The organism is Rhizobium sp. SRDI943, assembly GCF_057653695.1.
The window spans coordinates 3757805-3779140 of record NZ_CM172787.1 but is presented as its reverse complement, the minus strand read 5'-3'; the positions used below and the strand labels follow the sequence as shown (position 1 = coordinate 3779140).

Annotated in this window: 23 protein-coding genes; 12 read left to right on the top strand and 11 right to left on the bottom strand. The window is 61.9% G+C overall.

What is annotated here, in order from left to right; genetic code table 11:
• On the bottom strand, positions 1–909 hold the full coding sequence (locus AC245Y_RS19135) for a CHAD domain-containing protein (protein WP_012759023.1): 909 nt from the start codon (positions 907–909) through the stop codon (positions 1–3).
• Positions 887–1375 carry a CYTH domain-containing protein gene (locus tag AC245Y_RS19130; RefSeq protein WP_012759022.1) on the bottom strand — a complete coding sequence of 163 codons (489 nt, stop codon included), beginning with the start codon at positions 1373–1375 and terminating at the stop codon, positions 887–889. The genes AC245Y_RS19135 and AC245Y_RS19130 overlap by 23 nt, the downstream gene beginning before the upstream one ends.
• Positions 1376–1529: 154 nt before the next feature.
• On the opposite strand from AC245Y_RS19130, the gene AC245Y_RS19125 reads away from it, so the two are divergent.
• The 4 genes from AC245Y_RS19125 to AC245Y_RS19110 all read left to right on the top strand — a co-directional run bounded on the left by AC245Y_RS19125 (position 1530) and on the right by AC245Y_RS19110 (position 4041).
• Complete coding sequence (locus tag AC245Y_RS19125; protein WP_012759021.1) at positions 1530–2168, top strand: 2-dehydro-3-deoxy-phosphogluconate aldolase; 639 nt, start codon at positions 1530–1532, stop codon at positions 2166–2168.
• 109 nt (positions 2169–2277) lie between these two features.
• Positions 2278–2997: a tellurite resistance TerB family protein gene (locus AC245Y_RS19120; RefSeq protein WP_012759020.1), complete on the top strand. Its 720-nt coding sequence runs from the start codon at positions 2278–2280 to the stop codon at positions 2995–2997.
• Between the two features lie 145 nt (positions 2998–3142).
• Positions 3143–3838 carry a GNAT family N-acetyltransferase gene (locus AC245Y_RS19115; protein WP_017995207.1) on the top strand — a complete coding sequence of 232 codons (696 nt, stop codon included), beginning with the start codon at positions 3143–3145 and terminating at the stop codon, positions 3836–3838.
• Positions 3835–4041 carry a hypothetical protein gene (locus tag AC245Y_RS19110; RefSeq protein WP_012759018.1) on the top strand — a complete coding sequence of 69 codons (207 nt, stop codon included), beginning with the start codon at positions 3835–3837 and terminating at the stop codon, positions 4039–4041. Before AC245Y_RS19115 ends, AC245Y_RS19110 begins: the two co-directional genes overlap by 4 nt.
• Before the next feature lie 2 nt (positions 4042–4043).
• Here AC245Y_RS19110 and AC245Y_RS19105 read toward each other — a convergent pair whose 3' ends face one another.
• From AC245Y_RS19105 to AC245Y_RS19095, 3 genes are all read right to left on the bottom strand, one after another.
• On the bottom strand, positions 4044–5120 hold the full coding sequence (locus AC245Y_RS19105) for a nickel/cobalt transporter (RefSeq protein WP_017995206.1): 1077 nt from the start codon (positions 5118–5120) through the stop codon (positions 4044–4046).
• A complete protein-coding gene (locus tag AC245Y_RS19100) occupies positions 5114–5755 on the bottom strand; it encodes a DUF1007 family protein (protein WP_012759016.1) in 642 nt (213 codons plus the stop codon). Before AC245Y_RS19100 ends, AC245Y_RS19105 begins: the two co-directional genes overlap by 7 nt.
• A 138-nt stretch (positions 5756–5893) precedes the next feature.
• Entirely contained in the window at positions 5894–6787 is an 894-nt protein-coding gene (locus AC245Y_RS19095; RefSeq protein WP_003542994.1) for a LysR family transcriptional regulator, read from the bottom strand.
• Between the two features lie 526 nt (positions 6788–7313).
• On the opposite strand from AC245Y_RS19095, the gene odc2 reads away from it, so the two are divergent.
• From odc2 to AC245Y_RS19075, 4 genes are all read left to right on the top strand, one after another.
• Complete coding sequence (gene odc2 / locus AC245Y_RS19090) at positions 7314–8447, top strand: ornithine/lysine decarboxylase (RefSeq protein ID WP_003542992.1); 1134 nt, start codon at positions 7314–7316, stop codon at positions 8445–8447.
• Positions 8448–8541: 94 nt separating this feature from the next.
• On the top strand, positions 8542–9132 hold the full coding sequence (locus AC245Y_RS19085; protein ID WP_012759015.1) for a GNAT family N-acetyltransferase: 591 nt from the start codon (positions 8542–8544) through the stop codon (positions 9130–9132).
• 251 nt (positions 9133–9383) lie between these two features.
• A complete protein-coding gene (locus AC245Y_RS19080) occupies positions 9384–10412 on the top strand; it encodes a serine hydrolase domain-containing protein (RefSeq protein ID WP_020487032.1) in 1029 nt (342 codons plus the stop codon).
• 155 nt (positions 10413–10567) lie between these two features.
• Positions 10568–11725, top strand: a complete 1158-nt coding sequence (locus AC245Y_RS19075; RefSeq protein WP_017995204.1) for a GGDEF domain-containing protein — start codon at positions 10568–10570, stop codon at positions 11723–11725.
• A gap of 30 nt (positions 11726–11755) precedes the next feature.
• On the opposite strand, the gene cysE is transcribed toward AC245Y_RS19075, so the two are convergent.
• The 5 genes from cysE to AC245Y_RS19050 all read right to left on the bottom strand — a co-directional run bounded on the left by cysE (position 11756) and on the right by AC245Y_RS19050 (position 16237).
• Positions 11756–12574, bottom strand: coding sequence for a serine O-acetyltransferase (cysE, locus tag AC245Y_RS19070; RefSeq protein WP_012759012.1), 819 nt, complete (start codon positions 12572–12574; stop codon positions 11756–11758).
• Positions 12575–12696: 122 nt separating this feature from the next.
• Positions 12697–13191 (bottom strand): GNAT family N-acetyltransferase, encoded by a 495-nt coding sequence (locus AC245Y_RS19065; protein WP_026157479.1) that lies wholly within the window; start codon positions 13189–13191, stop codon positions 12697–12699.
• A 15-nt stretch (positions 13192–13206) separates the two neighbouring features.
• Positions 13207–14196, bottom strand: coding sequence for a WD40 repeat domain-containing protein (locus AC245Y_RS19060; protein WP_012759010.1), 990 nt, complete (start codon positions 14194–14196; stop codon positions 13207–13209).
• Positions 14196–15299, bottom strand: a complete 1104-nt coding sequence (locus AC245Y_RS19055) for a CobW family GTP-binding protein (RefSeq protein ID WP_012759009.1) — start codon at positions 15297–15299, stop codon at positions 14196–14198. Before AC245Y_RS19055 ends, AC245Y_RS19060 begins: the two co-directional genes overlap by 1 nt.
• Positions 15300–15448: 149 nt before the next feature.
• Entirely contained in the window at positions 15449–16237 is a 789-nt protein-coding gene (locus AC245Y_RS19050) for a creatininase family protein (RefSeq protein WP_012759008.1), read from the bottom strand.
• 85 nt (positions 16238–16322) lie between these two features.
• Here AC245Y_RS19050 and AC245Y_RS19045 point away from each other — a divergent pair, with 85 nt between their 5' ends.
• The 3 genes from AC245Y_RS19045 to AC245Y_RS19035 all read left to right on the top strand — a co-directional run bounded on the left by AC245Y_RS19045 (position 16323) and on the right by AC245Y_RS19035 (position 18963).
• Positions 16323–16835 carry a MarR family winged helix-turn-helix transcriptional regulator gene (locus tag AC245Y_RS19045; RefSeq protein ID WP_012759007.1) on the top strand — a complete coding sequence of 171 codons (513 nt, stop codon included), beginning with the start codon at positions 16323–16325 and terminating at the stop codon, positions 16833–16835.
• A 119-nt stretch (positions 16836–16954) separates the two neighbouring features.
• Positions 16955–17977 carry a LacI family DNA-binding transcriptional regulator gene (locus AC245Y_RS19040; protein WP_003542973.1) on the top strand — a complete coding sequence of 341 codons (1023 nt, stop codon included), beginning with the start codon at positions 16955–16957 and terminating at the stop codon, positions 17975–17977.
• Between the two features lie 29 nt (positions 17978–18006).
• Positions 18007–18963, top strand: coding sequence for a 2-hydroxyacid dehydrogenase (locus AC245Y_RS19035; protein WP_017995201.1), 957 nt, complete (start codon positions 18007–18009; stop codon positions 18961–18963).
• Positions 18964–19033: 70 nt separating this feature from the next.
• On the opposite strand, the gene AC245Y_RS19030 is transcribed toward AC245Y_RS19035, so the two are convergent.
• Positions 19034–19813, bottom strand: a complete 780-nt coding sequence (locus tag AC245Y_RS19030; RefSeq protein WP_017995200.1) for a gamma-glutamyl-gamma-aminobutyrate hydrolase family protein — start codon at positions 19811–19813, stop codon at positions 19034–19036.
• Between the two features lie 293 nt (positions 19814–20106).
• On the opposite strand from AC245Y_RS19030, the gene AC245Y_RS19025 reads away from it, so the two are divergent.
• Positions 20107–21213: a TRAP transporter substrate-binding protein gene (locus tag AC245Y_RS19025; RefSeq protein WP_003552852.1), complete on the top strand. Its 1107-nt coding sequence runs from the start codon at positions 20107–20109 to the stop codon at positions 21211–21213.
• The last annotated feature ends 123 nt before the right edge of the window (positions 21214–21336 follow it).

Genomic DNA, 21336 nt, shown 5'->3' with positions numbered 1-21336 from the left:
TCAGTTTCCGGCCATCAGCCAGAGAAGCTCGATGCGCTGGGCTTCCTCGTCGGCATCATCGGCGAAGACGGCTTCGGCTTTGATCAGCGCTTGCCGCCGGTCCTCCTGCTGGCGGAAGATGATGATGTCGAGCAGATGCGCCAGGTCGTCATTGCGGGTGAAGAGCTGTGGTTCGGCCTCGACCAGTTCGGAGAGTACGGTCAGATCGTGAATGTGGCCGAGATCCTCGACGAGTTCCTTGGCCGCATCGCGCTTGGCCTTCATCGCGCCCGGCCAGACGTCGCGCAGAAGGGCATGGTAGAGCCGATAGTCGTAGGTGCGTTTGCGCAGATCGTGGAAATCGTCGGCCGATGCCCCGCCGTGGCAGGCCGCAAGCGCCGCCTTGGCCTTCCGTGCGGTGCGGCGCCAGCTTTTTGCCAGCATGCGGGCATTCTTGCGGTGTCCGCCATCAAAGGAGACGGCGTCCAAGGCGGCGATCGCCTGCTTCAGAACGCCGGAGGTTTCCGCCAGCCGCTGTTCCAGGCCGCTTTCGGCTTCCGCCATCCAGTCACGGCGCCCTTCGAGAATGGTGACGATGCGGCCGAGCGCCTCGCTCTCCTCGTTCTCGCGGGCTGCATGCTGCAGATATTGGGCGGTGCCGATAAGGGCGGCAGCGTCGCGGATCGCCGAAAGCGAGCGTGCGGCATCGCGCAGCCTTGCGTTTTCGCGGCGCTGGAAATCCGGCACGTCGCGGGCCACGAGACGGTAGAGCGAGCGTAGTCGTTTCAGATTCTTGCGGAATGAATGGATCGCCTCATGCGCGCCATCCGGGCGTTCATCGAGGATGGTGACGGCGTGTTCCAGCTGCTTGGTCGCGACGCTACGGAACGCCTCGGTGAAATCGGCGTCAGGCCGAATGCGATAGGCCATGCCTGTCGTGCCCGTATTCTGTGGCAAGGGCCTGGTTAGAGTAACGGAAATCTCCGGTCACTTCGCGTCCGAGCCAGGTGGGCAGGGCGGGATCATCGGTTTCCGACGTCATTTCCACCTCGGCGATCACCAGTCCCCGATGCTCGCCGGTAAACACGTCGACTTCCCAAACGAAGTCCTCATGCGGAACGCGGTAGCGCGTTTTCTCGATGACGACGCCGATCGCGTTGCGCAACAGCTCTTCGGCATCGGCGATCGGGATGTCGTATTCGAATTCGTCACGGGTGATGGTGCTGCGGCCGATCTTGATCGTCAGTCTCGCCTTCCTGCCGTCGAGTATGCGCACTCGCACGGAACGGTCGTCCATCGAGGCGATGTAACCCTGCCGGAGGACGGACTTCGTCTCGACCGCGGCACGCCATCCATCGCTGCGTACAAGGAACTTCCGCTCGATCTCTTTCGCCATACCAGTGAACCTTTTGTGACGATTGCGGCACGGTAGCCCAATTTCCACCCATTTCATACCCTTCTCGGCATGTGGTCCGGTTTTATCTCGACAAGGTTCCGCGAGGGCGTTATTCGGGGTCCGAATTCAATCGTTTTAAGGAGGTCGCGCGACCATGGGCGAGAAAACAGAGAAGCTCCTTTCCATCCTGAAACTCCAGCCTGTCGTTCCGGTCTTGATCGTCGACGATGCGAAATCGGCGGTTCTGCTGGCCCGGGCGCTCGTCGCGGGCGGCCTGAAGGCGATCGAGATCACCATGCGCACGCCGGCGGCACTCGAGGCCGTGCGCGCCGTCGCCGCCGAGGTCGAAGGAGCCGAAGTCGGCGCCGGCACGATCCTCAATGTCGCCCATTGGGAAGCCGCCGTCGAGGCTGGGTCGAAGTTCATCGTCAGCCCGGGCACGACGCAGGAACTGCTCGATGCCGCCGCCGATTCCGACGTGCCGCTGCTTCCGGGGGCCGCGACCGCCAGTGAAGTCATGGCGTTGCGCGAGGAAGGCTACCAGGTGCTGAAATTCTTCCCGGCGGAGCAGGCCGGCGGCGCCGCTTATCTCAAGGCGCTGTCCTCGCCGCTTGCTGGCACCTTGTTCTGCCCGACCGGCGGCATCTCGCTGAAGAACGCCAATGATTATCTCTCGCTGCCGAACGTCATCTGCGTCGGCGGTTCGTGGGTGGCGCCGAAGGAACTGGTCGCGGCCGGCGACTGGGCTGGCATCACCAGGCTCGCGGCAGAGGCTGCCGCATTGAAGGCCTGAGTTTCGGCAGGGGCGGGTGAGCCTGACGGCTCAATCCCGCTCCCCATATTTGTATTTCAGCCGTCGCAAACCTATGTTCCCTCCAGCTTCAACAGGGAGATGACGAGGAATGTTCGACGCAAAAAAGCTTCTCGACCAGTTCTTGGGTTCGCAGGTGCCAGGTCTCGGCGGTTCGGTCCGCGACAGGGCGGGCGATGCCGTGCAGACGGCCAGGAATAATCCGATGAAGACCGGCGCGATTGCCGCCGCGCTGCTCGGCACCAAGACCGGTCGTGGTATTGCCGGTAATGCACTGGCGATCGGCGGTCTTGCCGCGATTGCCGGCCTCGGCTACCAGGCCTACAAGAATTATCAGGCCGGGCAGGCGCCCGCTGCCCCTTCCGATGCACCGTCCGCCAATAATCCGGTGCTCCTGCCGCCGCCCGTCGAATCCGGTTTCGGACCAGCGTCGCCCGCCGGCAGCAATGAATTCGTGCTGGTGCTGATCCGCGCGATGATCGCCGCCGCCAAGGCCGACGGCCACATCGACGATGCCGAACGCGCCCTCATCATGGATAAGGTCAAGGCCGCCGATGTCAGCGGCGAGGCCGCGGCCTTCATCGAGCATGAACTCGCTTCGCCGACGGATATCGATGCGTTCGTTGCCGCCGCGACGACGGAAGAACAACGCGTCGAGCTTTACACCGCCTCGCGGCTCACCATCGACCCGGATTCGCGCGCCGAGCGCGGTTATCTCGATCTGCTTGCCGGCCGCCTCGGCCTTGCCGACCAGCTGGTCGACCATATCGAGGCGACGGTGTCCTCCGCCAAGGTGACCTTGTCACAGTGACATCTAAAGCATGTCGCGCAAAAGTGTGCAGCGGTTTTGCGACAACGACATGCGTGGAAATAAGGGCCTAAAGCGCGATGCGCTTTAGGCCGATTGCCTTTGTCGGGCGGCTGGCCTATCCACTCTTCCGAAAAGGGGAGTGACCATGCGCGATCTTGCAAATTTCAAGGGCTGCCCGGCGCCGAAGCCGGTCACGCTGAAGGGCCGTTTCGTTACCGTAGAGCCCTATCGGCGCGCCGAACATCTCGAGGCGCTGTGGGACGGGCTCGGCGGCATGGGCATCAATCCCCTGCTTCTCTATTTCGCCCAGGACGATTTCTCCGGTATCGACGATTTCGCCAACTGGCTGGAAACCGTCTACACCAAGTCCGGCTGGCTTACCCACATCTTTCGCGACAACGCCACCGGCAAGATTGTCGGCATGGCGAATTACATGCGCGCCGACCCGGCAAACGGCGTCGTCGAGATCGGCGGGGTGGCGCACGGGGCCGAGATGAAGCGGTCGCCGCTGTCGACCGAGGTGCACTACCTGATGGCCAAGCATGTCTTCGAGGATCTCGGCTACCGCCGCTACGAATGGAAATGCGACAATAACAACGAGGCAAGCAAGACGACGGCTGCGCGTTACGGCTTCAGCTTCGAAGGGGTCTTCCGCCAGCACATGATCTCCAAGCATCGCAACCGCGATTCCGCCTGGTTCTCGATGATCGATGCCGAATGGCCGATGATCAACGATGCCTTCGAAGCCTGGCTTTCGCCGGAGAATTTCGACGCCGAGGGCAACCAGATCCGCCGCCTGCAGGACATCCGCACCGATCTTGAAAAGGAAAGACTCGCGTGAGCCCGGAAAGCCGCTCGCAGGCGACCGCCGCCGGCATCATCCTGCTTAGCGCCGCCCTCGTCATCTATTTCCTGCCGACCATCGTGCTGTGGATCGGCAATTTCTCGCCGACGCTGGCGATTGTCGTCGGCGTCTGCCTGATCATGGCGTTTTTCGCAGTCTTCTGGCTGCGGGCGCGCTACCAGCGCCGCCGGGGAAAATAATTTTATCCCTGCAGCGAGGCCCCGAGCAGCAGGGCGCCCATCAGCATGACGAGCACGGCGCCGAGGATTTCGATGGCGTTGCCGACCCAGATCGAGGTGGTCGAGCCGCGTCCGGAGAGGCGGACGGCCGCGCTCTTGGCAGTAACGGCAAGTGTGGCAAGCAGGGAAACGGTGATCGCCGTGCCGAGCGACATGGCGGCGACCGAAAGCACGCCGCCGAGATAGAGCCCGTTCAGCAGTGAGAAGGTCATGACCAGCAATGCGCCGGAACAGGGGCGCAGACCGACGGCTACGATCGCCGACCAGGCCTCGCTGGCGCTGAACCTGTCGCCGCCGAGCAAGGCCGGATCGGGCACATGGGCATTGCCGCAGGTCTCGCAGACCATGCCGGGAACGAAGGTATGGCCGGCTTCGACAGGCTGCGCCTTGCCGTTGAAGGCATAGGCTTGGCGTTCGGCCGCATTGTCCTTCCAGTCGAGCATCATGCTGACCGGACCGGCAGGCGTCGCCATCAGCCGGCGGCGCGGCATGTTGCCCACCAGCGAGCGCAGTTTGCGGAACAGCAGCCAGCCGCCGAAAAGGATGACCATGACGAAGCTTGCGATCTCCATTGCGTGGGTCGCCGCCGTCAGCGTAATGCCGGTGCCGCGCAGCACCAGCCAGGCGCCGCCGACCAGCGCCACCGCCACCACGCCCTGAACGAAGGCAGAAATGAAGGAAATCACCACGCCGCGCTTCAGCTCGACCTCGTTGGCGATCATGTAGGAGGAGATGACCGCCTTGCCGTGTCCGGGGCCGGCGGCATGGAAGACGCCATAGGCGAAGGAGAGGCCGATCAGCGAAGCCAGCTGCCAGGGGTCTTGGCGCATCGCCTTCAAGGCGCCGGTCAGCGCCCGATAGAAAGCCTGCTGCTCGTAATTGACGTAGAGAAATAGCGGCGCAAACGGCCCGCCGGTCGGCTGGAAGCTTGGTTCCGCCGTGCCGATGCCGAGCGGCGATTGCGCATGGGCGAGGCTTGCCGCCGTCACCAGCGCGAGGACGGCGGCGGAAAAGATGAGGGGAAGGCGTTTCGTCAGCATGTGACCTCCAGCCGGGTGGCGAAGAGTTTGGACATGTTGGTGCCGGTGGGATCGTTGAAGAAGGCGTCCGTCAGCGACTGTTTGTTTTGCGAGATCACCTCGTCGGCATCCGGCCGCACCACCTGATGTTTGCAGGCCTTGAAGCCGTCTCCGACGATCGCCAGCTCGTTGTCGGTGGGAAAATCGATCGAGGTGTAGAGCGTCGGGTCGTAGACGCCGAAGGTGAGCCTGCCCTTCAGCGGCATCTTCTCCACCGGCTTCACCGCGAAGAACATCAGCAGCTGGCCATCCTTGTAGTCGACATGGATGATGTCGGGCTTCTGGACGGTGATGTTCTTCCCGTTGATCGTCAGGTTCATGTAGTAGTCGTAGTCAGCAAGAGACTTCTTGACCGTGTTGCCGACGTCGGTCAGCTCGTTCGGTTCCAGCTTCAGGTCGGTGTTCTTGTCGAAATCCATGACCACGGAGGAGGAAAAGACCTCGTCGAAGCGCCAGACATTGCGCAGTTCCTCGACACTGCCGTCCTTGCCGGCCACGACTTCGAGGCGGGCCTCGATGAAGATGTGCGGATGGGCAAAGGCGGCGGCCGGCGCCAGCGAAAGAAGCGCGGCCATCAGTATCGTTGAATGTTTCATCTATCCCGCTGCCCTGTTCGCTGCCCCAGACTTCTTGCCAGAAATTGGGACGGAATTGGGACCGGACTCCGTATCGGATTCGTGGGGCCACACGTTGAAGCGGGGCGGAATGTCGCATCGCTGCGCAGGTGCGCCGCCCTACGGATGCTTCTTGAACCAGTTGTGCAGGTAATCGACGAAGATCCTTACCTTGGCCGGCAGGTAGCGCCGGTGCGGGTAGACGGCATAGATGCCGCGGTCGGTCGGGGTGTAATCGTTGAACAGGGTCACCAGTTCGCCGCTCTCGATCGGCTTGCGGGCGATGAAATCCGGGATGAAGGCTACGCCGATGCCGGCAAGTGCCGCGCGTAATGTCGCATGCGGGCTGTTGACCTCTATCGGTCCGGAAACGGCGACGGCAAACGAGGTGTTGTCGGGATTGTGGAAGCGGATGCTCGCCTGGGTGCGCGCATTGGTATCGACGATGAAGGGGACGCTGGAAAGGGCCGTTGGGTGATCGAGATCGGGATAACGCTCGAGAAATTCAGGGGTGGCGCAGATATGGATGCGGAAATCCGAGATCTTGCGGGCGATCATGCCGGAATCTTCGAGCTTGGTGATGCGGATCGCCACGTCGAAACCTTCTTCGATCAGGTCGACGAACCGGTCGTCGGCGGCGATCTCCAGCGAAAGGTCCGGGTTCTCCTTGGCGAAATCGATCAGCGACTGGCCGACATCGGCATCGACGAAGGTGCGCGGCACGGAAATGCGAAGCCGTCCTTTGAGCTGTGCATTGTTCTCACGCACGAGATCGGCGAGGTTGTCGATCTCCTTCAGGATATCGGAGGCGGTGCGGTAATAGGTGTGGCCGGCTTCGGTCATGGAGAACTGCCGGGTGGTGCGGTTGAGCAGCAGCGCGCCGAGCTCATCCTCCAGTTCACGCACATATTTAGAGAGCAGCGCCTTTGAGCGGCCGGTGCGCCGTGCCGCGGCGGAGAAGCCTTCGGCCTCGACGACATCGATGAAGGCGCGTATGCGGGTCAAGGTATCCATGGCACCCCTCAGCTGTTTCGGAATATTGAACAAATTGCTTCCTATTGTTCAATTATTTTTTTGGCCCGAGATCAAAAAATCGCTTGATTATGAAGGCGAATATTCTTATTTCCCACTCAGCCCAAAGTCGCACGTGCCCATGGGTGTCCGCCGAACCCTCGAATTGGTGAGGAAATCGGTAAGGTACCTGGAATTAACCCCTCCAGTCGCTATTCCGGCCAACCGGAAAATGCGAGGACGCCTGAAGCAACGACGGTGCGGGCCTTTTTGTTCTCTCCCTGCTTTCCATCAGCGGGGGTTACTGAAGAGGCACACCATCATTGCCGGAAGTGCGGTTGGGATTCTCCCTCCAATCCATGGCAGACAAAGCCGAACTTACACCGCACCGCGGCGTTGGTTCACGATCTGCGCATCGAGCGCTTGCTATGGTTCCGGGGTCTCCACCGGCTGGTTCCAATGCGAGCTATCGTATGCCCTTTGTCCTCCGGTTCAAACCGGAGCTCTGGAATTGGAAGAGGGAATCGATATGACCACCCAGCGCATCCGCGACTTTCTCGCAACCCGACGTCCCGATGGTCCCTGCCTCGTGGTTGACCTCGACGTCGTTCGCGACAATTTCCACGCCTTCCGTCACGCCATGCCGGACAGCGCCATCTACTACGCCGTCAAGGCCAACCCGGCCCCGGAAGTGCTGAAGCTGCTTGCAGGCCTCGGCTCCAATTTCGATTGCGCGTCCGTTGCCGAAATCGAAATGGCGCTCGAAGCCGGTGCAACCGCCGCCCGCATCTCCTACGGCAACACGATCAAGAAGGAACGTGACGTTGCCCGCGCGCATGCGCTCGGCGTCAGCCTCTTTGCGGTCGACAGCCACGAGGAAGTCGAGAAGATCTCGCGCGCCGCTCCCGGCGCCCGTGTCTTCTGCCGCGTGCTGACCGATGGTGAAGGCGCTGAATGGCCGCTGTCGCGCAAGTTCGGCTGCGTTCCCCAGATGGCTGTCGACGTTCTCGTCTACGCCCATCAGCTTGGCCTGCAGTCCTATGGCGTCTCGTTCCATGTCGGTTCGCAGATGACCAAGGTCGATGCCTGGGATTCGGCACTCGCCGATGCCAAGCGCGTCTTCGTATCGCTTGCCAAGCAGGGCATCCACCTGCAGATGGTCAACATGGGCGGCGGCTTCCCGACCAAGTACCTGCGTGACGTTCCGTCCGCAGAAGCTTACGGCAAGTCGATCTACCAGGCGCTGCGCACGCATTTCGGCAACCAGATCCCGCAGACGATCATCGAGCCGGGCCGCGGCATGGTCGGCAATGCCGGTGTCATCAAGGCGGAAGTCGTTCTGATTTCGAAGAAGTCGGACAATGACGATGCCCGCTGGGTCTTCCTCGACATCGGCAAGTTCGGCGGTCTCGCCGAGACGATGGACGAAGCCATCCGCTATCCGATCCGCACGGAACACGATGGTGACGAGATGGAGCCCTGCGTCATTGCCGGTCCGACCTGCGATTCGGCCGACGTGCTCTACGAGAAGAACCTCTATCCGCTGCCGATCTCCCTTTCGATCGGCGACGAGGTCCTGATCGAAGGCACCGGCGCCTATACGACGACCTATTCGGCGGTCGCTTTCAACGGTTTCGACCCGTTGAAGGCCTACGTCATCTAAGGTCGTTTCCGCCGGCCCCGTAACCAGCCGGGGCGGCAACTTCACAATTTTCCTTCATCGCCGCTGATAACGGTATTGGGTACGGGAGGCCAAGATGGCCGCTGTTCTTGATTCTGTCCGCGCATTCTTTGCGCCTACCACTTTCGCCATCGACGCCGAAAATCCTTCGGATGTCGTTGCGCGTGAAAACCTGCTCGACCGCGTCATGGGACCAGATCGCCGCAAGAAGTCGTCGGAGAAGATCCGCCGCAGCCGCGTTCCGGCCGAGGGCCTTGCGCTCGTCGCGCGCGATCGCGACGGCCATGTCATCGGCACGGTGCGGCTTTGGAACATCGAGGCCGGCGTCAATGACGAAGGCACGCCGATCAATGCGCTGCTGCTCGGACCGCTCGCCATTGCGCCGCATCACGGCGGCAAGGGCATCGGCTCGGCGCTGATGCGCGCGGCGATCCTCGAAGCGAAGAAGCGTAGGCACGGTGCCGTCCTGCTCGTCGGCGATGCTGCCTATTACGAGCGCTTCGGCTTCTTTGCCGAAAAGGCTCGCCATCTTGTCATGCCGGGTCCGTTCGAACGCTCGCGCTTTCTGGCGCTCGAATTGACGGAAGGCTGGCTCGACGGCGCGGCCGGCATGATCGTCGCCTCGGGACGCATGCTGGCCGGTGCCCCGGTTCGCCGCGCAGCCTAGCGCATCGATTCTGAAAGAAGCGCGGCGCTGTAAGGCTGCGCCGACCGGCCGGCCAGGTTGGGAACTTTTCCCCCGGCTGGTAATATCCGCGCCGTTTGACCACCCAGGCAGGCGGGCTTGGTGTGGTTGCGGCGCGGATTGTATTTCTGGCATCAAGTTTCGAGAAGGCGCCGGCGCACGCGGAAACACAATCGCGTGAAAAGTGGCGCCGGCATGCGAACATATCGCGGCGATATCCTATCTTGCGCCACATGATCCGCATTCTCTCCCTTCTGCTTCTCCTCTGCCTGCCGCTTGACGCAACGGGGCCGGCTGCTGCCCAGAGCACGGCTTCCGCCGTCGGCGGGCTTGGTCCGCGTCTCGATCGCGTGGCGAGCGACCCCGCGATGCGGCCTTTGAAGACGGTCATTGTCGCTCGCGACGGACGCGTGCTCAGCGAACGTGGGTTTCGTGGTCATTCGCCCTCGGAATCGACCAATATCAAATCCGCTTCGAAGTCGATCATCTCGGCGCTGGTCGGTATCGCTATCGACAAAGGCCTGCTCATTGGGCCGGATCAGAAGATCGCGCCGATCCTGAAGGCCGATCTCCCTGTAACGCCCGACCCGCGCATCAACGACATCACCATCGGCAATCTTCTCTCGATGCAGGCTGGGCTCGATCGCATGTCGGGGCCGAACTACGGCCGCTGGGTCTCCTCGCGCAACTGGGTGCGCTTTGCGCTGTCGCAGCCTTTCGTCGATCAGCCCGGTGGTGAGATGCTCTATTCCACCGCATCCACGCATCTGCTGTCTGCCATTCTCACCAAGGTCGGCCGGCGGCCGACGCTGGTGTTGGCGCGCGAATGGCTGGGTCCTGTCGACGGTTTCCGCATTGGCGCATGGGAGCGCGATCCGCAGGGCATCTATCTCGGCGGCAATCAGATGGCGATGAGCGCCCGGTCGCTGCTTGCCTTCGGCGAACTCTACCGTAACGGCGGCAAGACCGCCGACGGCCGCCAGATCGTCCCCGCCGACTGGATCGCCCAGTCGTGGCAGCAGCGCACCAACTCGCGCTTCTCAGGCGATGAATATGGCTATGGCTGGTTCACGCGGCAGATCGGCGGCGAGCAGGTGCATTTCGCCTGGGGTTATGGCGGGCAGATGCTCTACATCGTGCCGTCGCTCGATCTCACCGTCGTCATGACCTCGGAAGAGAGCGGTCCGTCTGCCCGAAACGGCTACAGGGACTTGCTGCACGGTCTGTTGGCGGACATCATCGGCTCGGTGCGGGCCGCTTGACGACAGCGCCGCGCGTCTTTGAGTTGCGCAAAGGGTCTGTCGCATTTTGAACTATGCAGCAGGGAAAAACCGGCGATCGTTAAATTCTTAGCGAAGGCTCCAATCAAACCGCAAAACGCTTCCTGTAAGTTCCGCGAGAATTTCGGGAAAGCGCCATGCTGCTGGATCTCAGGACAATCTATTTCATTGTTGCCGTGAGCTGTTTCGTGCTGGGCATTCTCCAGCTTGCAGCCTATGCGACCGGTCGCTTCGAGAGGTGGCCGCTCTGGTGGGGCTTGAGCAACCTTCTTGTCGGCGTCGGTTCGTTTCTCGTCGCGCTACGCAATCTCGTTCCCACCTCTGTCTCGATCGACGGCGGCAATATCGTCACCATCGCCGGCTACATGCTGATGTTCTTTGCCGTACGGGTGTTTTCGGGACGAGCGCTCGACCAGCGCACTTTCTGGCTTGCCATCTTCGTCGTCAGCGTTCCTGTCGCGCTTATTGTCCGCGATCCCTCGGCAGTCTCGGCGAGGCTCCTCTACGTCTCCGTCATCTGCTGCCTCTGCGATCTTGCCGTCGCAAGGGAGGCAATCATCATTGCCCGGTGCGAGAAGCTGTATTCGGCAGCGCTGCTTGTCGGCCTCTACGCCTGCACTGCCGCGATTTTTGCGGTTCGCAGCATTCTCGCGGCGACCGGTGAGATTGGCGGGCCGGATCCTTTCGGCGGCAGTGCAGTTCACAGCTGGATGGCGGTATCGGCGGTCGCGTTCATCATGCTGCGCAGCATGGCGATGGTGCTGATGGCCGCCGAGCGCAGCCGAAATCAGCTGACGGAACTCGCTCACCACGATCCGCTGACCGGCGCCCTCAATCGCGGCGGCCTTGCCCAGCATCTGCCGGCGCTCGGCTTCCAGCCGGTATCGCTGCTGATCATCGATATCGACCATTTCAAGCAGCTGAACGACAGGCATGGCCATGCCGCCGGCGACGATATCCTGCGGCTTTTCGCCAGTGTTTCGAGAAGCATCATGCGCTCCGACGACCTGCTCGCCCGTCAAGGTGGGGATGAGTTCCTGGCGGTGCTGAAAAATGCTTCCCGGCAGGATGCGGTGATTATTGCCGAACGCATCCGTCTCGCCTTCGCCGCTGCCGTCCTGCAGCGACCGGATCTGGCGATCTTTCCGACGCTGAGCATCGGCGTTGCCGCGCGCGCGGAAAGCGGCGGAGATTTTGAACGGCTGATGCAGAAGGCGGACGAGGCGCTCTATCGTTCGAAGCGTGAAGGCCGCAACCGCGTCGAGGCCTTCAGCGAAAATCAGCAAGCCGCCTAGGATCGGGCGAATTCCCTATTCAGGACAGCTCTAGATATTCTGATCCATCGTCTCGGCCGGGATTTCGTCGACGCGGTGGACGCGCACGAGCGTCGCCGGCACGCCGGCGACCGTGCAATGCGTGGGAACCGACTTGAGCACGACGCTGCCGGCGGCGACTTTGCTGAAGGCGCCGATTTCGATATTGCCGAGGATCTTGGCGCCCGCGCCGATCATCACGCCGTGGCGGATCTTCGGGTGGCGGTCGCCGGTCTCCTTGCCGGTGCCGCCGAGCGTGACGTTCTGCAGGATCGACACTTCATCCTCGATGACCGCTGTTTCGCCGATGACGATGCCCGAACCGTGGTCGAGCATGATGGACGCGCCGATCCGCGCCGCCGGATGGATATCCGGGCCAAAGACCAGCGAAACGAGATTGGCGAGCCAACTGGCGATCTCCGGACGGCCGGCGGTCCAGAGCGCATGGGCGATGCGATGCGTCTGCAGCGCATGGAAGCCCTTGAGATTGAGAAGCGCGTGCAGAAATGTCGTGCAGGCCGGATCGCGCTCGCGCACGGCGATGAGATCGGCCTCGACCTTTCGCATGATATCGCCATCAAGTGTGGACAGGATGAGATCGAACAGATCACCCGTTTCCACCTGCGCCACGGAGAGCCGCGCGGCCAGCACGCGGGCGATGATCTCATCGTTGCCAGCGGTGTCCGTTACCTGAGCGGCAAGCAGCCGCCGCAATATCGGCTCGCGTGCGGCAAGCTCAACGGCCTCGGCGCGGATCACGGTCCAGACGGATGCGTCGCCCAAAGCCTGCGGCTGTTGTTCGGTCAAACCGAGGCCGGTCGATTTCGACATTCTCGTTTCCTCTATCAGCCAAGGTGGCGCGCAAAGCGCTTCCTGCTCGTGCTTCATGTTTCGCCCGGGCAAGGCGTTTGGCAAGCCCCGATATCCTATGGCCTTGGGTCCGATAGCATATTCTAGCCGGATGGCTGCAGGCGAGCAGTCAGCTCCGGAAGCAGGCGCCAATGATAGAGTACATCAGGCTCCCGTTCTTCGTTGTCGGCGCCATCGGTCTCCTCCTCGGCGATAAAACCGTGCCGTTCGTAGAAAGCGCGAGCGCCCGCATTGCGCTGAAACGTCCAGAGCCTGATCTCGTTCATCTCCTCCTTGGCGCAGCCAAGGAGGGAGGAGCCGATGCCCATGCCCTGGAACCCGGGGAGAACGTAAAGCTGCTCTATCCAGTTGTCGCCATAGGCGATGACACCGACGAGCCGGTTGCCCATGGCAGCGCCGAGGATCGAGCAATTCGGTAGCAGATGCATGCGCCAATACTGCTCCTCTTCCTCGGGCGTATGGACATCCGGCAGCCAGGGCAGCCGCTGCCACAGGGCGACACGTCTGATTTCGGCCGCGGCTTGCATGTGATTGGCCGTGAGCGCCACGATTTCGGATACCGTCAAGGCGTCGTCCATCGCCGGCAACGCGCCTCAAGCCGAAATATCGACGACGCCGCAGTCGCCGGCTTCGGAGCCGAAGGCGAGCAGCTTGCCGTTTTTGCTCCAACTCATCGCCGTGATCGCGCCCTTGCCGGGTCGGCGCAGGAGCGCTTCCTTGCTGTCGGTGATGCGCACAGCCAGGATCATGCCGTCGATGAAGCCGATGGCGAGGATGTCTTCGAGCGGATGGAACTTCACCGCGGTCGCCATGATATTGGCGCGGGTGCCGAGCTCCATCGGCGCCTTGCCCATCGGCCCGTCCTTGCCCTGGAAGGGCCAGACGATTGCCGCAGGCGCGCCTGAAGACGCGAGCCACTTGCCCTTGACCGACCAGGAGAGCGATTTCACCTTGGCGGGGTAGCCGGTCATGCGCATGTGGCGAGCTTCGGTACCGGGCTTGATGTCGAGCTTCCAGCCGTGCAGTGCGTTTTCCTGCATCGAGGTGACGAGGAAATTGCCATCAGGCGAGAAGGTGACGCCGGTATGCGCACCCTTCCATTCCAGGTCGACCGGCTTGGCGTTCATACCGATCCAGTGCAGCGACACGCCGTTGTAGCGCGCCGCCGCGATGCGTAGGCCCTTCGGCGCAAAGGCAAGGCCTTCGACCGTGCGCTCTTCGGCGAATTCCTTGGTCGTGCCGTCGGCAAGGCGCACCAGTGAACTCTTGCCGTAGGAATAGGCAACGGCACCCTGCGGGCCGGCTGCGACCTGCGAAATCCACTTGCGCGGCGCGGTCGCGATCTCGCTGACGCTGCCGTCGGCGGCAATGCGCAGCACCTTGCCGTCCTCGCCGCCCGAGATCAGGCTCTCGCTATAGGGATCGCGGATCGCGGTGAGCATGCCCTGGTGGGCTTCGGAAACCCTGTCGCCGCCGTCCAGCCGGTGGAATGTACCGTTTGCGCTTGCGAAGAAGGGAACATCACCTAAAAATTCGACGGCCAGAACGTGGCCGTCGAGATCAAGCGGTGCAACTGTCGGCATCAGGCGGCTGCCTCGCAGGCCTTGAAGGAGGCTTCGAGCTTCTCGCGGTCAAGTTCGCGGCCGATGAAGACGAGACGGCTCTCGTGCTTTTCGCCTTCCTTCCACGGCCGCTGGTGGTCGCCCTCGATGATCATGTGCACGCCCTGAACGACGTAACGCTCGGGATCGTCTTTGAAGGCGATGATGCCCTTAAGACGCAGGATATTTGGCCCCTGCGTCTGGGTGACCTTCTGGATCCAGGGGAAGAAGCGCTCCGGGTTCATCTCGGCGCCGCGCAGCGACACCGACTGCACCGTCACATCGTGGATCGCCGACATCGCGCCATGTTGATGGGCGCCATGGTGATGATGGTCGTGGCCGTGGTCACCATGCTGATGATCATGGTCATGATGGTGGTGGTCGTGATCGCAATCGGGGCCGCAGACATGGTCGTCATGGCCGTGCTCGAGGAAATGCGGATCGTTTTCGAGCGCGCGCTCCAGGTTGAAGGCGCCCTGATCGAGCACGCGGGCGAGGTCGACGCCGGAGCGGCTGGTCTTGTAAACTCGGGCGGCCGGGTTGATGGCGCGGACGATATCCTCGATCACATCAAGTTCTTCCGGGGTCACCAGGTCGCTCTTGTTGATGATGACGACGTCGGCGAAGGCGATCTGGTCCTCGGCCTCGCGGCTGTCCTTCAGGCGCAGCGGCAGGTGCTTGGCATCGACGAGGGCGACGACGGCGTCGAGCTCGGTCTTGGCGCGCACATCGTCATCCATGAAGAAGGTCTGGGCGACTGGCACCGGATCGGCAAGGCCGGTCGTCTCGACGATGATGCCGTCGAAGCGGCCGGGGCGGCGCATCAGGCCTTCGACAACGCGGATCAGGTCGCCGCGCACCGTGCAGCAGACACAGCCATTGTTCATCTCGTAGATTTCTTCGTCCGACTCGACGATCAGGTCGTTGTCGATGCCGATTTCGCCGAATTCATTGACGATGACCGCATATTTCTTGCCGTGATTTTCGGAGAGAATGCGGTTGAGCAATGTCGTCTTGCCGGCGCCGAGATAACCGGTGAGCACGGTAACGGGAATGGGCTTCAGGGTGGAGATCGCGTCGGTCATGAGAACCTCTAGGATTTAGGCGTGCGGCCGAGCGGCTTGGGATCGGCTGCTTGAACGGTTGGTCTCATATAATGGCTTGAGCGTGGCAGTTCAAAGGGTTTTATAATGTTATAAGATCACGTCGTCTGGCCGGTGCAGATGCCCCATAGTCACCGCAGTTGCGCGACATCGAATGCATCGACGTCACTCAGCAATTCCACCAGTCCTTTTACCGCATGGGCAATCAGCGCCTCGCCTTTCTCTACTGTGGCGGCGGCGGCGTTTCCCGCCACGCCTTCAGCATTGAGGTCCGACATCTTCCAGCCGAAGGCGTGCGGCCCGTAGGCGCGCAGATGCTTGAAACGCTCGGCGAATTCCGTCTGCCGCGAGGAAAAGTTCGCCGCCTTCGCCATATCAACCTTGTCGGGATGAAGCGCCAGCATCACCGATGTCTCGATATCGCCGCCATGGATGCCGATCGCCTTTTCCTCCGGCGTGACCACGCCATCCGGCAGGCCGAAACGGGTCCAGCTCGTTGCCACCGCCAGCATGGCGAAGCGGAGCCGCGCCTCGGTCGCGACAATGGTCACGATGGGCGAATTGCCGCCATGGGCGTTCAGCATCACCAATTTGCGGATGCCCTGCTTTGCCAGCCCCTCGGCGATGCCGAGCCAGCGGTTTACCGCTTCGTCGAAGGCAAGCGTCTTCGTTCCTTCAACATCCATATGCTCTATGGAATAGCCGACAGATTCGGCGGGCAGGAAGGTGACCGGCAGGCCGGCAGGCAAGGCTATCTTCAATCGTCCGGCGATGCCTTCGGCAATCAGGGTGTCGGTTTCGAAGGGCAGGTGAGGGCCGTGCTGTTCATGGGCGCCGAGCGGCAGCACGGCGATCAGATGGCGCCCGTCAGGTGTAGAGGCCGGGTTGCTGTCCTCGAAGCGCGGCGAAGGTGTCATCATCCGGTCGTTGCCTCTTGTTTATGACGAGATCCTGAGCAATGTCATATCGCAGCGGCGCCGGGGCTTAAAGATCAAAGGGATGGCTATGGGAAAGAAGCACAAGGACGGCAAAAAGAACAAGTCCAAGAAGAAGGATCAGACCGAGTATACGCTCGTCGATCTCTCTCCGGCTCTGACCCAGGCGGCACGTTCCATGCGGACGGTGCTCTCGCGCAACCTGCTCGAAAGCGGCCTCTATGCCGGCCAGGATGGCGTCATCCTCTCGCTTGCCGAGAGCGACGGCATGACGGCCGGCGGCCTTGCCCAGAAGCTCGGCGTCAAAGCGCCGACGATGACGCGCACCATCGGCCGCATGGAAGCGCAGGGCTTTCTCGAGCGTAAGCCCGATGCGGAGGATGCGCGCCTCACCAAGGTCTATCTCACCGAACTCGGCCGCGGCAGCGTGCAAGGGATCGAGATGGCGGCCTCGGCCTGCGACAAGTTGGCGACGCAGGAGTTCTCCGAGAAGGAAATTCGCAATCTCGTCCGATTGCTGAAGGCGATCGATGCCAATCTGCAGGCCGAAGCCATTCATATCGAAGAACCGGACGAAGACTGAAATTTCCCCGAAAGACGAATTGCTTCCATCGATTAAATCTTTTAATTAAACATTTTAAGGGCCGCGCCGGTGTGACGGCGGGGTCTTGACTGCCTTGCGTGCTGCCTGGAGGAGGACACGTGGTTCAGAAGATCAAGCTTTCGACAATCGCCGAAACGCTCGGCATTTCTACGGCGACCGTATCGCTTGCCTTACGCGACAGTCCGCTCGTCGCCGGCAATACCCGGGAGAAGATCAAGGAACAGGCGCGCGCGCTCGGCTATATCTACAATCGCCGTGCCGCCAGCCTTCGGACCTCGCGCTCCGGCATCATCGGCGTCGTCGTGCACGACATCATGAACCCGTTCTATGGCGAGATCCTGAAGGCGATCGAAAGCGAGCTTGATCGCAGCCGCCACACCTTCATCCTTTCCAACCATTACGACAATGTCGAGAAGCAGCGCACCTTCATCGAGACGCTGCTGCAGCTCGGTGGCGACGGCGTCATCATGTCGCCGGCGATCGGTACTCCGCCTGAAGACGTGCAGCTGGCAGAAGACAACGGCATGCCGGCGATCCTCGTCGCCCGCTCGATGGAAGGGCAGGACCTGCCGACCTATCGCGGTGACGACAGCTACGGCATCTCGCTTGCCACCAACCACCTGATCGGCCTTGGTCATCGCTCGATCGCCATGATCGGCGGCACGGACCAGACATCCACCGGCCGCGACCGTTACCAGGGCTATGTCAATTCGCTGCGCAAGGCCGGCATCGAGGTCGATCCGAACTTGCGCATTCCCGGTCCGCGCTCGAAACAGGGCGGTTTCGAGGCGGCCGTGCATTTCCTTTCGCTGCCGCAGAAGCCGACCGCGGCCGTCTGCTGGAACGATCTCGTAGCGATCGGCCTGATGAACGGCATTGCGCGCGCGGGCCTGGTGCCGGGACGCGATATTTCCGTCACCGGCTACGACGATCTCGAGGAGGCCTCGATCGCTACGCCTGCGCTAACGACCGTCTGGAACGGTCAGGCCGAGGTCGGGCGCCTGGCCGCTCGGGCGCTGCTCGATCGCCTTGCCGGCAGCCATGAGCCTGATGGCATGCATCTGATCAAACCGGAAATGCGCATTCGCCAGTCCACCAGTCCCCATCGGCCGCGCGCCTGAACCGACCGCCATATCCAAGAGGAAAAGCCATGTCCCGCATCGCCATTCTCGTTCCTGGGAAGATACACGAGCGTGTTCTCGAAAGGTTGAAGGATCGGTTTGAGATTATCGCCGTCCCACGCGAGGAGAAGCTTGCGCTGGACGGCGAGACTGCCGGCCGTATCCGCGGCGTCGCCGTGTCCGGCTCCTTCCCAGGCGCCTGGATAGACCAGCTGCCGCATGCCGAAGTGATCGCCAATTTCGGTGTCGGTTATGACGGCGTCGATGTGAAACATGCCGCCGAAAAAGGCATTGTCGTCACCAATACGCCTGATGTGCTGAACGACGAGGTCGCCGATACGGCGATCGGCCTGCTGCTGAACACGGTTCGCGAGTTGCCGCGGGCCGAAGCGTGGCTGCGTGCCGGCAACTGGAAGCCGGGAACGGCCTATCCGCTGTCGCGCTTCTCGCTCAAGGGCCGCCATATCGGGCTTTACGGCCTTGGCCGCATCGGGCTCGAAATCGCCAAGCGGCTGGAGCCGTTCAAGGTGAAGATCAGTTATCACACACGTTCGCGCCACGCCGATGTGTCCTACGACTATCACCCGACATTGAAAGGGCTGGCGGAAGCAGTGGATACGCTGATCGCCATCGTTCCGAAGACGCCGCAGACGCATAAGACGATCGATGCCAATATTCTGGCAGCACTCGGCTCTGACGGCATCCTGGTCAATGTCGGCCGCGGCTGGACGGTGGACGAGGAGGCGCTGAGTGCTGCGCTTGCCTCCGGCGCACTCGGGGCTGCCGGTCTCGACGTCTTTTATGAGGAGCCGAGCGTGCCGGCCGACCTGCTGGAGCCGACCAACGCCGTGCTGCTGCCGCACGTCGCCTCCGCGTCCGTGCCGACGCGCAATGCGATGGCCGATCTCGTTTCCGACAATCTCATCGCCTGGTTCGAAAAGGGTGCGGCGCTGACACCGGTGCCGGAGACGCCGCAGAAGGCTTAGGTGCGGGTTGGCTCGGCGGACGATGCTTGCTGCCAAGCAACAGACATAGCGCTTCGCGGGCGCCTGGTGGTCACGCGATCGCCTGTGCCGGGAGATCCGGTAGCTTGCCGGCGGCATAGGCGCGGACGGCGTCGCCGAAAGCGGCGAACAGCTGGTTCGAAGATTTGTCGGTTTCAGCCCAATATTCCGGATGCCATTGCACGCCGACGGCGAAAGCCTTGGCGTCGATAACGGAAACGGCCTCCACCGTGCCGTCCTCGGCGATCGCTTCCACCTGCAGGCGTGGGGCGGTTCTGGCAATTGCCTGGCGATGCAGGGAATTCACGCGGATCTCGCCCGGTCCGAGAATGGCTGCGATGCAGGAGCCTTCCTTGACGTGGACGGTCTGGCGAATGGCGTACATGCCGTCCCGGTCGACGCCTTCTGGCCGGCGATGGTCCCAGATGCCGGGCTGCTCCTGAATCTCGCTTGCCAGCGAGCCGCCGAGGGCGACATTTAGCTCCTGGATGCCGCGGCAGATGGCGAGCAGCGGGATGGCGCGGTCAATGGCGCGGCGGATGAGCGGCAGGCTGGTGGCGTCGCGGGCGGGGTCGAAGGGGCCGTCCTTGTCATCCGCCTCGGCACCGTAGAGCAAGGGATGAACATTGCTGGCCGAACCGGAGACCAGCAGACCGTCGACGCGGTCGAGGATCGCGTCGGTATCGTAGCCCTCTTCGAAAGCGGGGATGATGAAGGCCATGACACCGGATGCGTTCAATGCGGCGCGCAGATATTGATGCTGCACGGCATGCCAGGTCGCGCCGTCGAAGCTACGGATATCGGCAGGAATGGCAACGATCGGTTTCGTCATATCAGCCCCGGTGAAAATCTTTATTCTCGTCGTTTCTTCCGCCTGAACGGCCGTCAAGTCAACGCTTGGCTGCATTAGGCAGCCAAATTGCGACGGAGGCGGCGCCCTGCCTTTCCGGTTTACCGCTAAGCCGCTGATTCTGATGGATACGTGCGCGTTGCCTTATTGCCGTCTTGATGCCAAAGGCTAATAGACTAAAGCTTGAATCGCGGCCCCCGCCATGCTTAGGTTTGCCCTTGCTGCGGGTGGGGGTGAAGATCGCCGCGCAGTACCATCTATACGGGAGGTTTTTGATGGATCGTCGTTCGTTTTTCAAGAAGGCGGGAACCGCCGGCGCCGGTGCGGTTGCCGCAACGGCATTGGCAGCGCCTGCGATCGCGCAGGAGAATCCGAAGATCGCGTGGCGCATGACGTCGTCGTTTCCGAAGAGCTTGGATACGATCTATGGCGGCGCCGAGGATATCGCCAAGCATGTTGCCGCGGCGACGGATGGCAATTTCACGATCCAGCCCTTCGCGGCCGGTGAAATCGTGCCGGGCCTGCAGGCCGTCGATGCCGTTGCCGCCGGTACGGTCGAAGCAGCCCATACCACCTCCTATTATTTCGTCGGCAAGGACCCGACCTACGCCATCGGAACGGCCATTCCGTTCGGGCTGAACAGCCGTCTGACCAATGCCTGGTACTATGAAGGCAACGGCAACAAGCTGATGAACGAGTTTTATGCCACGCAGGGCATGTATGCGCTGCCGGCTGGCAATACCGGTGCGCAGATGGGCGGCTGGTTCCGCAAGGAAATCAATACGCTCGATGACCTCAAGGGCGTCAAGATGCGCATTGCCGGCCTTGCCGGTCGCGTCATGGAGAAGGTCGGCGTCATCCCGCAGCAGATCGCCGGCGGCGATATCTATCCGGCGTTGGAAAAAGGCACGATCGATGCGGCGGAATTCGTCGGCCCCTATGACGACCTGAAGCTCGGCTTCCACAAGGTGGCGAAGTACTACTATTATCCGGGCTGGTGGGAAGGTGGCCCGACGGTGCATGGGTTCTTCAATCTCGAAAAATGGAGCAGCCTGCCCAAGCATTATCAGGCAGCGCTGACCGACGCCTGCGCCTTCGCCAATACCAACATGCTGGCAAAGTACGACACGAAGAACCCGACGGCGCTGAAGCAGCTCGTCGCAGAAGGCGCGACGTTGCGCCCGTTCAGCCAGGAGATCATGGAAGCCTGCTTCCAGGCAGCCACGGGCATCTACAGCGAAATCTCGGGCACGAACCAGTATTTCAAGAAGATCTATGACGACCAGACCGCCTTCAAGCGGGACGCTTATCTCTGGATGCAGCTGTCGGAATACACCTTCGATACGTTCATGATGATCCAGCAGCGGGCGGGAAAGCTTTAAGCTTTCCGCCGTCGACGCTTCAGACGAGCGCAATAACAAAACCCCGGATCTCCATCCGGGGTTTTGCTTTTTGCTGGACTAGAGCCTTTCCGGGTTAGATTGCAGCATTCTGTTGGCTCAAAC

Coding starts and splice junctions, on each gene's coding strand:
- AC245Y_RS19135 (WP_012759023.1), bottom strand. CDS start 909: ATGGCCTATCGCATTCGGCCTGACGCCGATTTCACCGAGGCGTTCCGT.
- AC245Y_RS19130 (WP_012759022.1), bottom strand. CDS start 1,375: ATGGCGAAAGAGATCGAGCGGAAGTTCCTTGTACGCAGCGATGGATGG.
- AC245Y_RS19125 (WP_012759021.1), top strand. CDS start 1,530: ATGGGCGAGAAAACAGAGAAGCTCCTTTCCATCCTGAAACTCCAGCCT.
- AC245Y_RS19120 (WP_012759020.1), top strand. CDS start 2,278: ATGTTCGACGCAAAAAAGCTTCTCGACCAGTTCTTGGGTTCGCAGGTG.
- AC245Y_RS19115 (WP_017995207.1), top strand. CDS start 3,143: ATGCGCGATCTTGCAAATTTCAAGGGCTGCCCGGCGCCGAAGCCGGTC.
- AC245Y_RS19105 (WP_017995206.1), bottom strand. CDS start 5,120: ATGCTGACGAAACGCCTTCCCCTCATCTTTTCCGCCGCCGTCCTCGCG.
- AC245Y_RS19100 (WP_012759016.1), bottom strand. CDS start 5,755: ATGAAACATTCAACGATACTGATGGCCGCGCTTCTTTCGCTGGCGCCG.
- AC245Y_RS19095 (WP_003542994.1), bottom strand. CDS start 6,787: ATGGATACCTTGACCCGCATACGCGCCTTCATCGATGTCGTCGAGGCC.
- odc2 (WP_003542992.1), top strand. CDS start 7,314: ATGACCACCCAGCGCATCCGCGACTTTCTCGCAACCCGACGTCCCGAT.
- AC245Y_RS19085 (WP_012759015.1), top strand. CDS start 8,542: ATGGCCGCTGTTCTTGATTCTGTCCGCGCATTCTTTGCGCCTACCACT.
- AC245Y_RS19080 (WP_020487032.1), top strand. CDS start 9,384: ATGATCCGCATTCTCTCCCTTCTGCTTCTCCTCTGCCTGCCGCTTGAC.
- AC245Y_RS19075 (WP_017995204.1), top strand. CDS start 10,568: ATGCTGCTGGATCTCAGGACAATCTATTTCATTGTTGCCGTGAGCTGT.
- cysE (WP_012759012.1), bottom strand. CDS start 12,574: ATGTCGAAATCGACCGGCCTCGGTTTGACCGAACAACAGCCGCAGGCT.
- AC245Y_RS19065 (WP_026157479.1), bottom strand. CDS start 13,191: ATGGACGACGCCTTGACGGTATCCGAAATCGTGGCGCTCACGGCCAAT.
- AC245Y_RS19060 (WP_012759010.1), bottom strand. CDS start 14,196: ATGCCGACAGTTGCACCGCTTGATCTCGACGGCCACGTTCTGGCCGTC.
- AC245Y_RS19055 (WP_012759009.1), bottom strand. CDS start 15,299: ATGACCGACGCGATCTCCACCCTGAAGCCCATTCCCGTTACCGTGCTC.
- AC245Y_RS19050 (WP_012759008.1), bottom strand. CDS start 16,237: ATGATGACACCTTCGCCGCGCTTCGAGGACAGCAACCCGGCCTCTACA.
- AC245Y_RS19045 (WP_012759007.1), top strand. CDS start 16,323: ATGGGAAAGAAGCACAAGGACGGCAAAAAGAACAAGTCCAAGAAGAAG.
- AC245Y_RS19035 (WP_017995201.1), top strand. CDS start 18,007: ATGTCCCGCATCGCCATTCTCGTTCCTGGGAAGATACACGAGCGTGTT.
- AC245Y_RS19030 (WP_017995200.1), bottom strand. CDS start 19,813: ATGACGAAACCGATCGTTGCCATTCCTGCCGATATCCGTAGCTTCGAC.
- AC245Y_RS19025 (WP_003552852.1), top strand. CDS start 20,107: ATGGATCGTCGTTCGTTTTTCAAGAAGGCGGGAACCGCCGGCGCCGGT.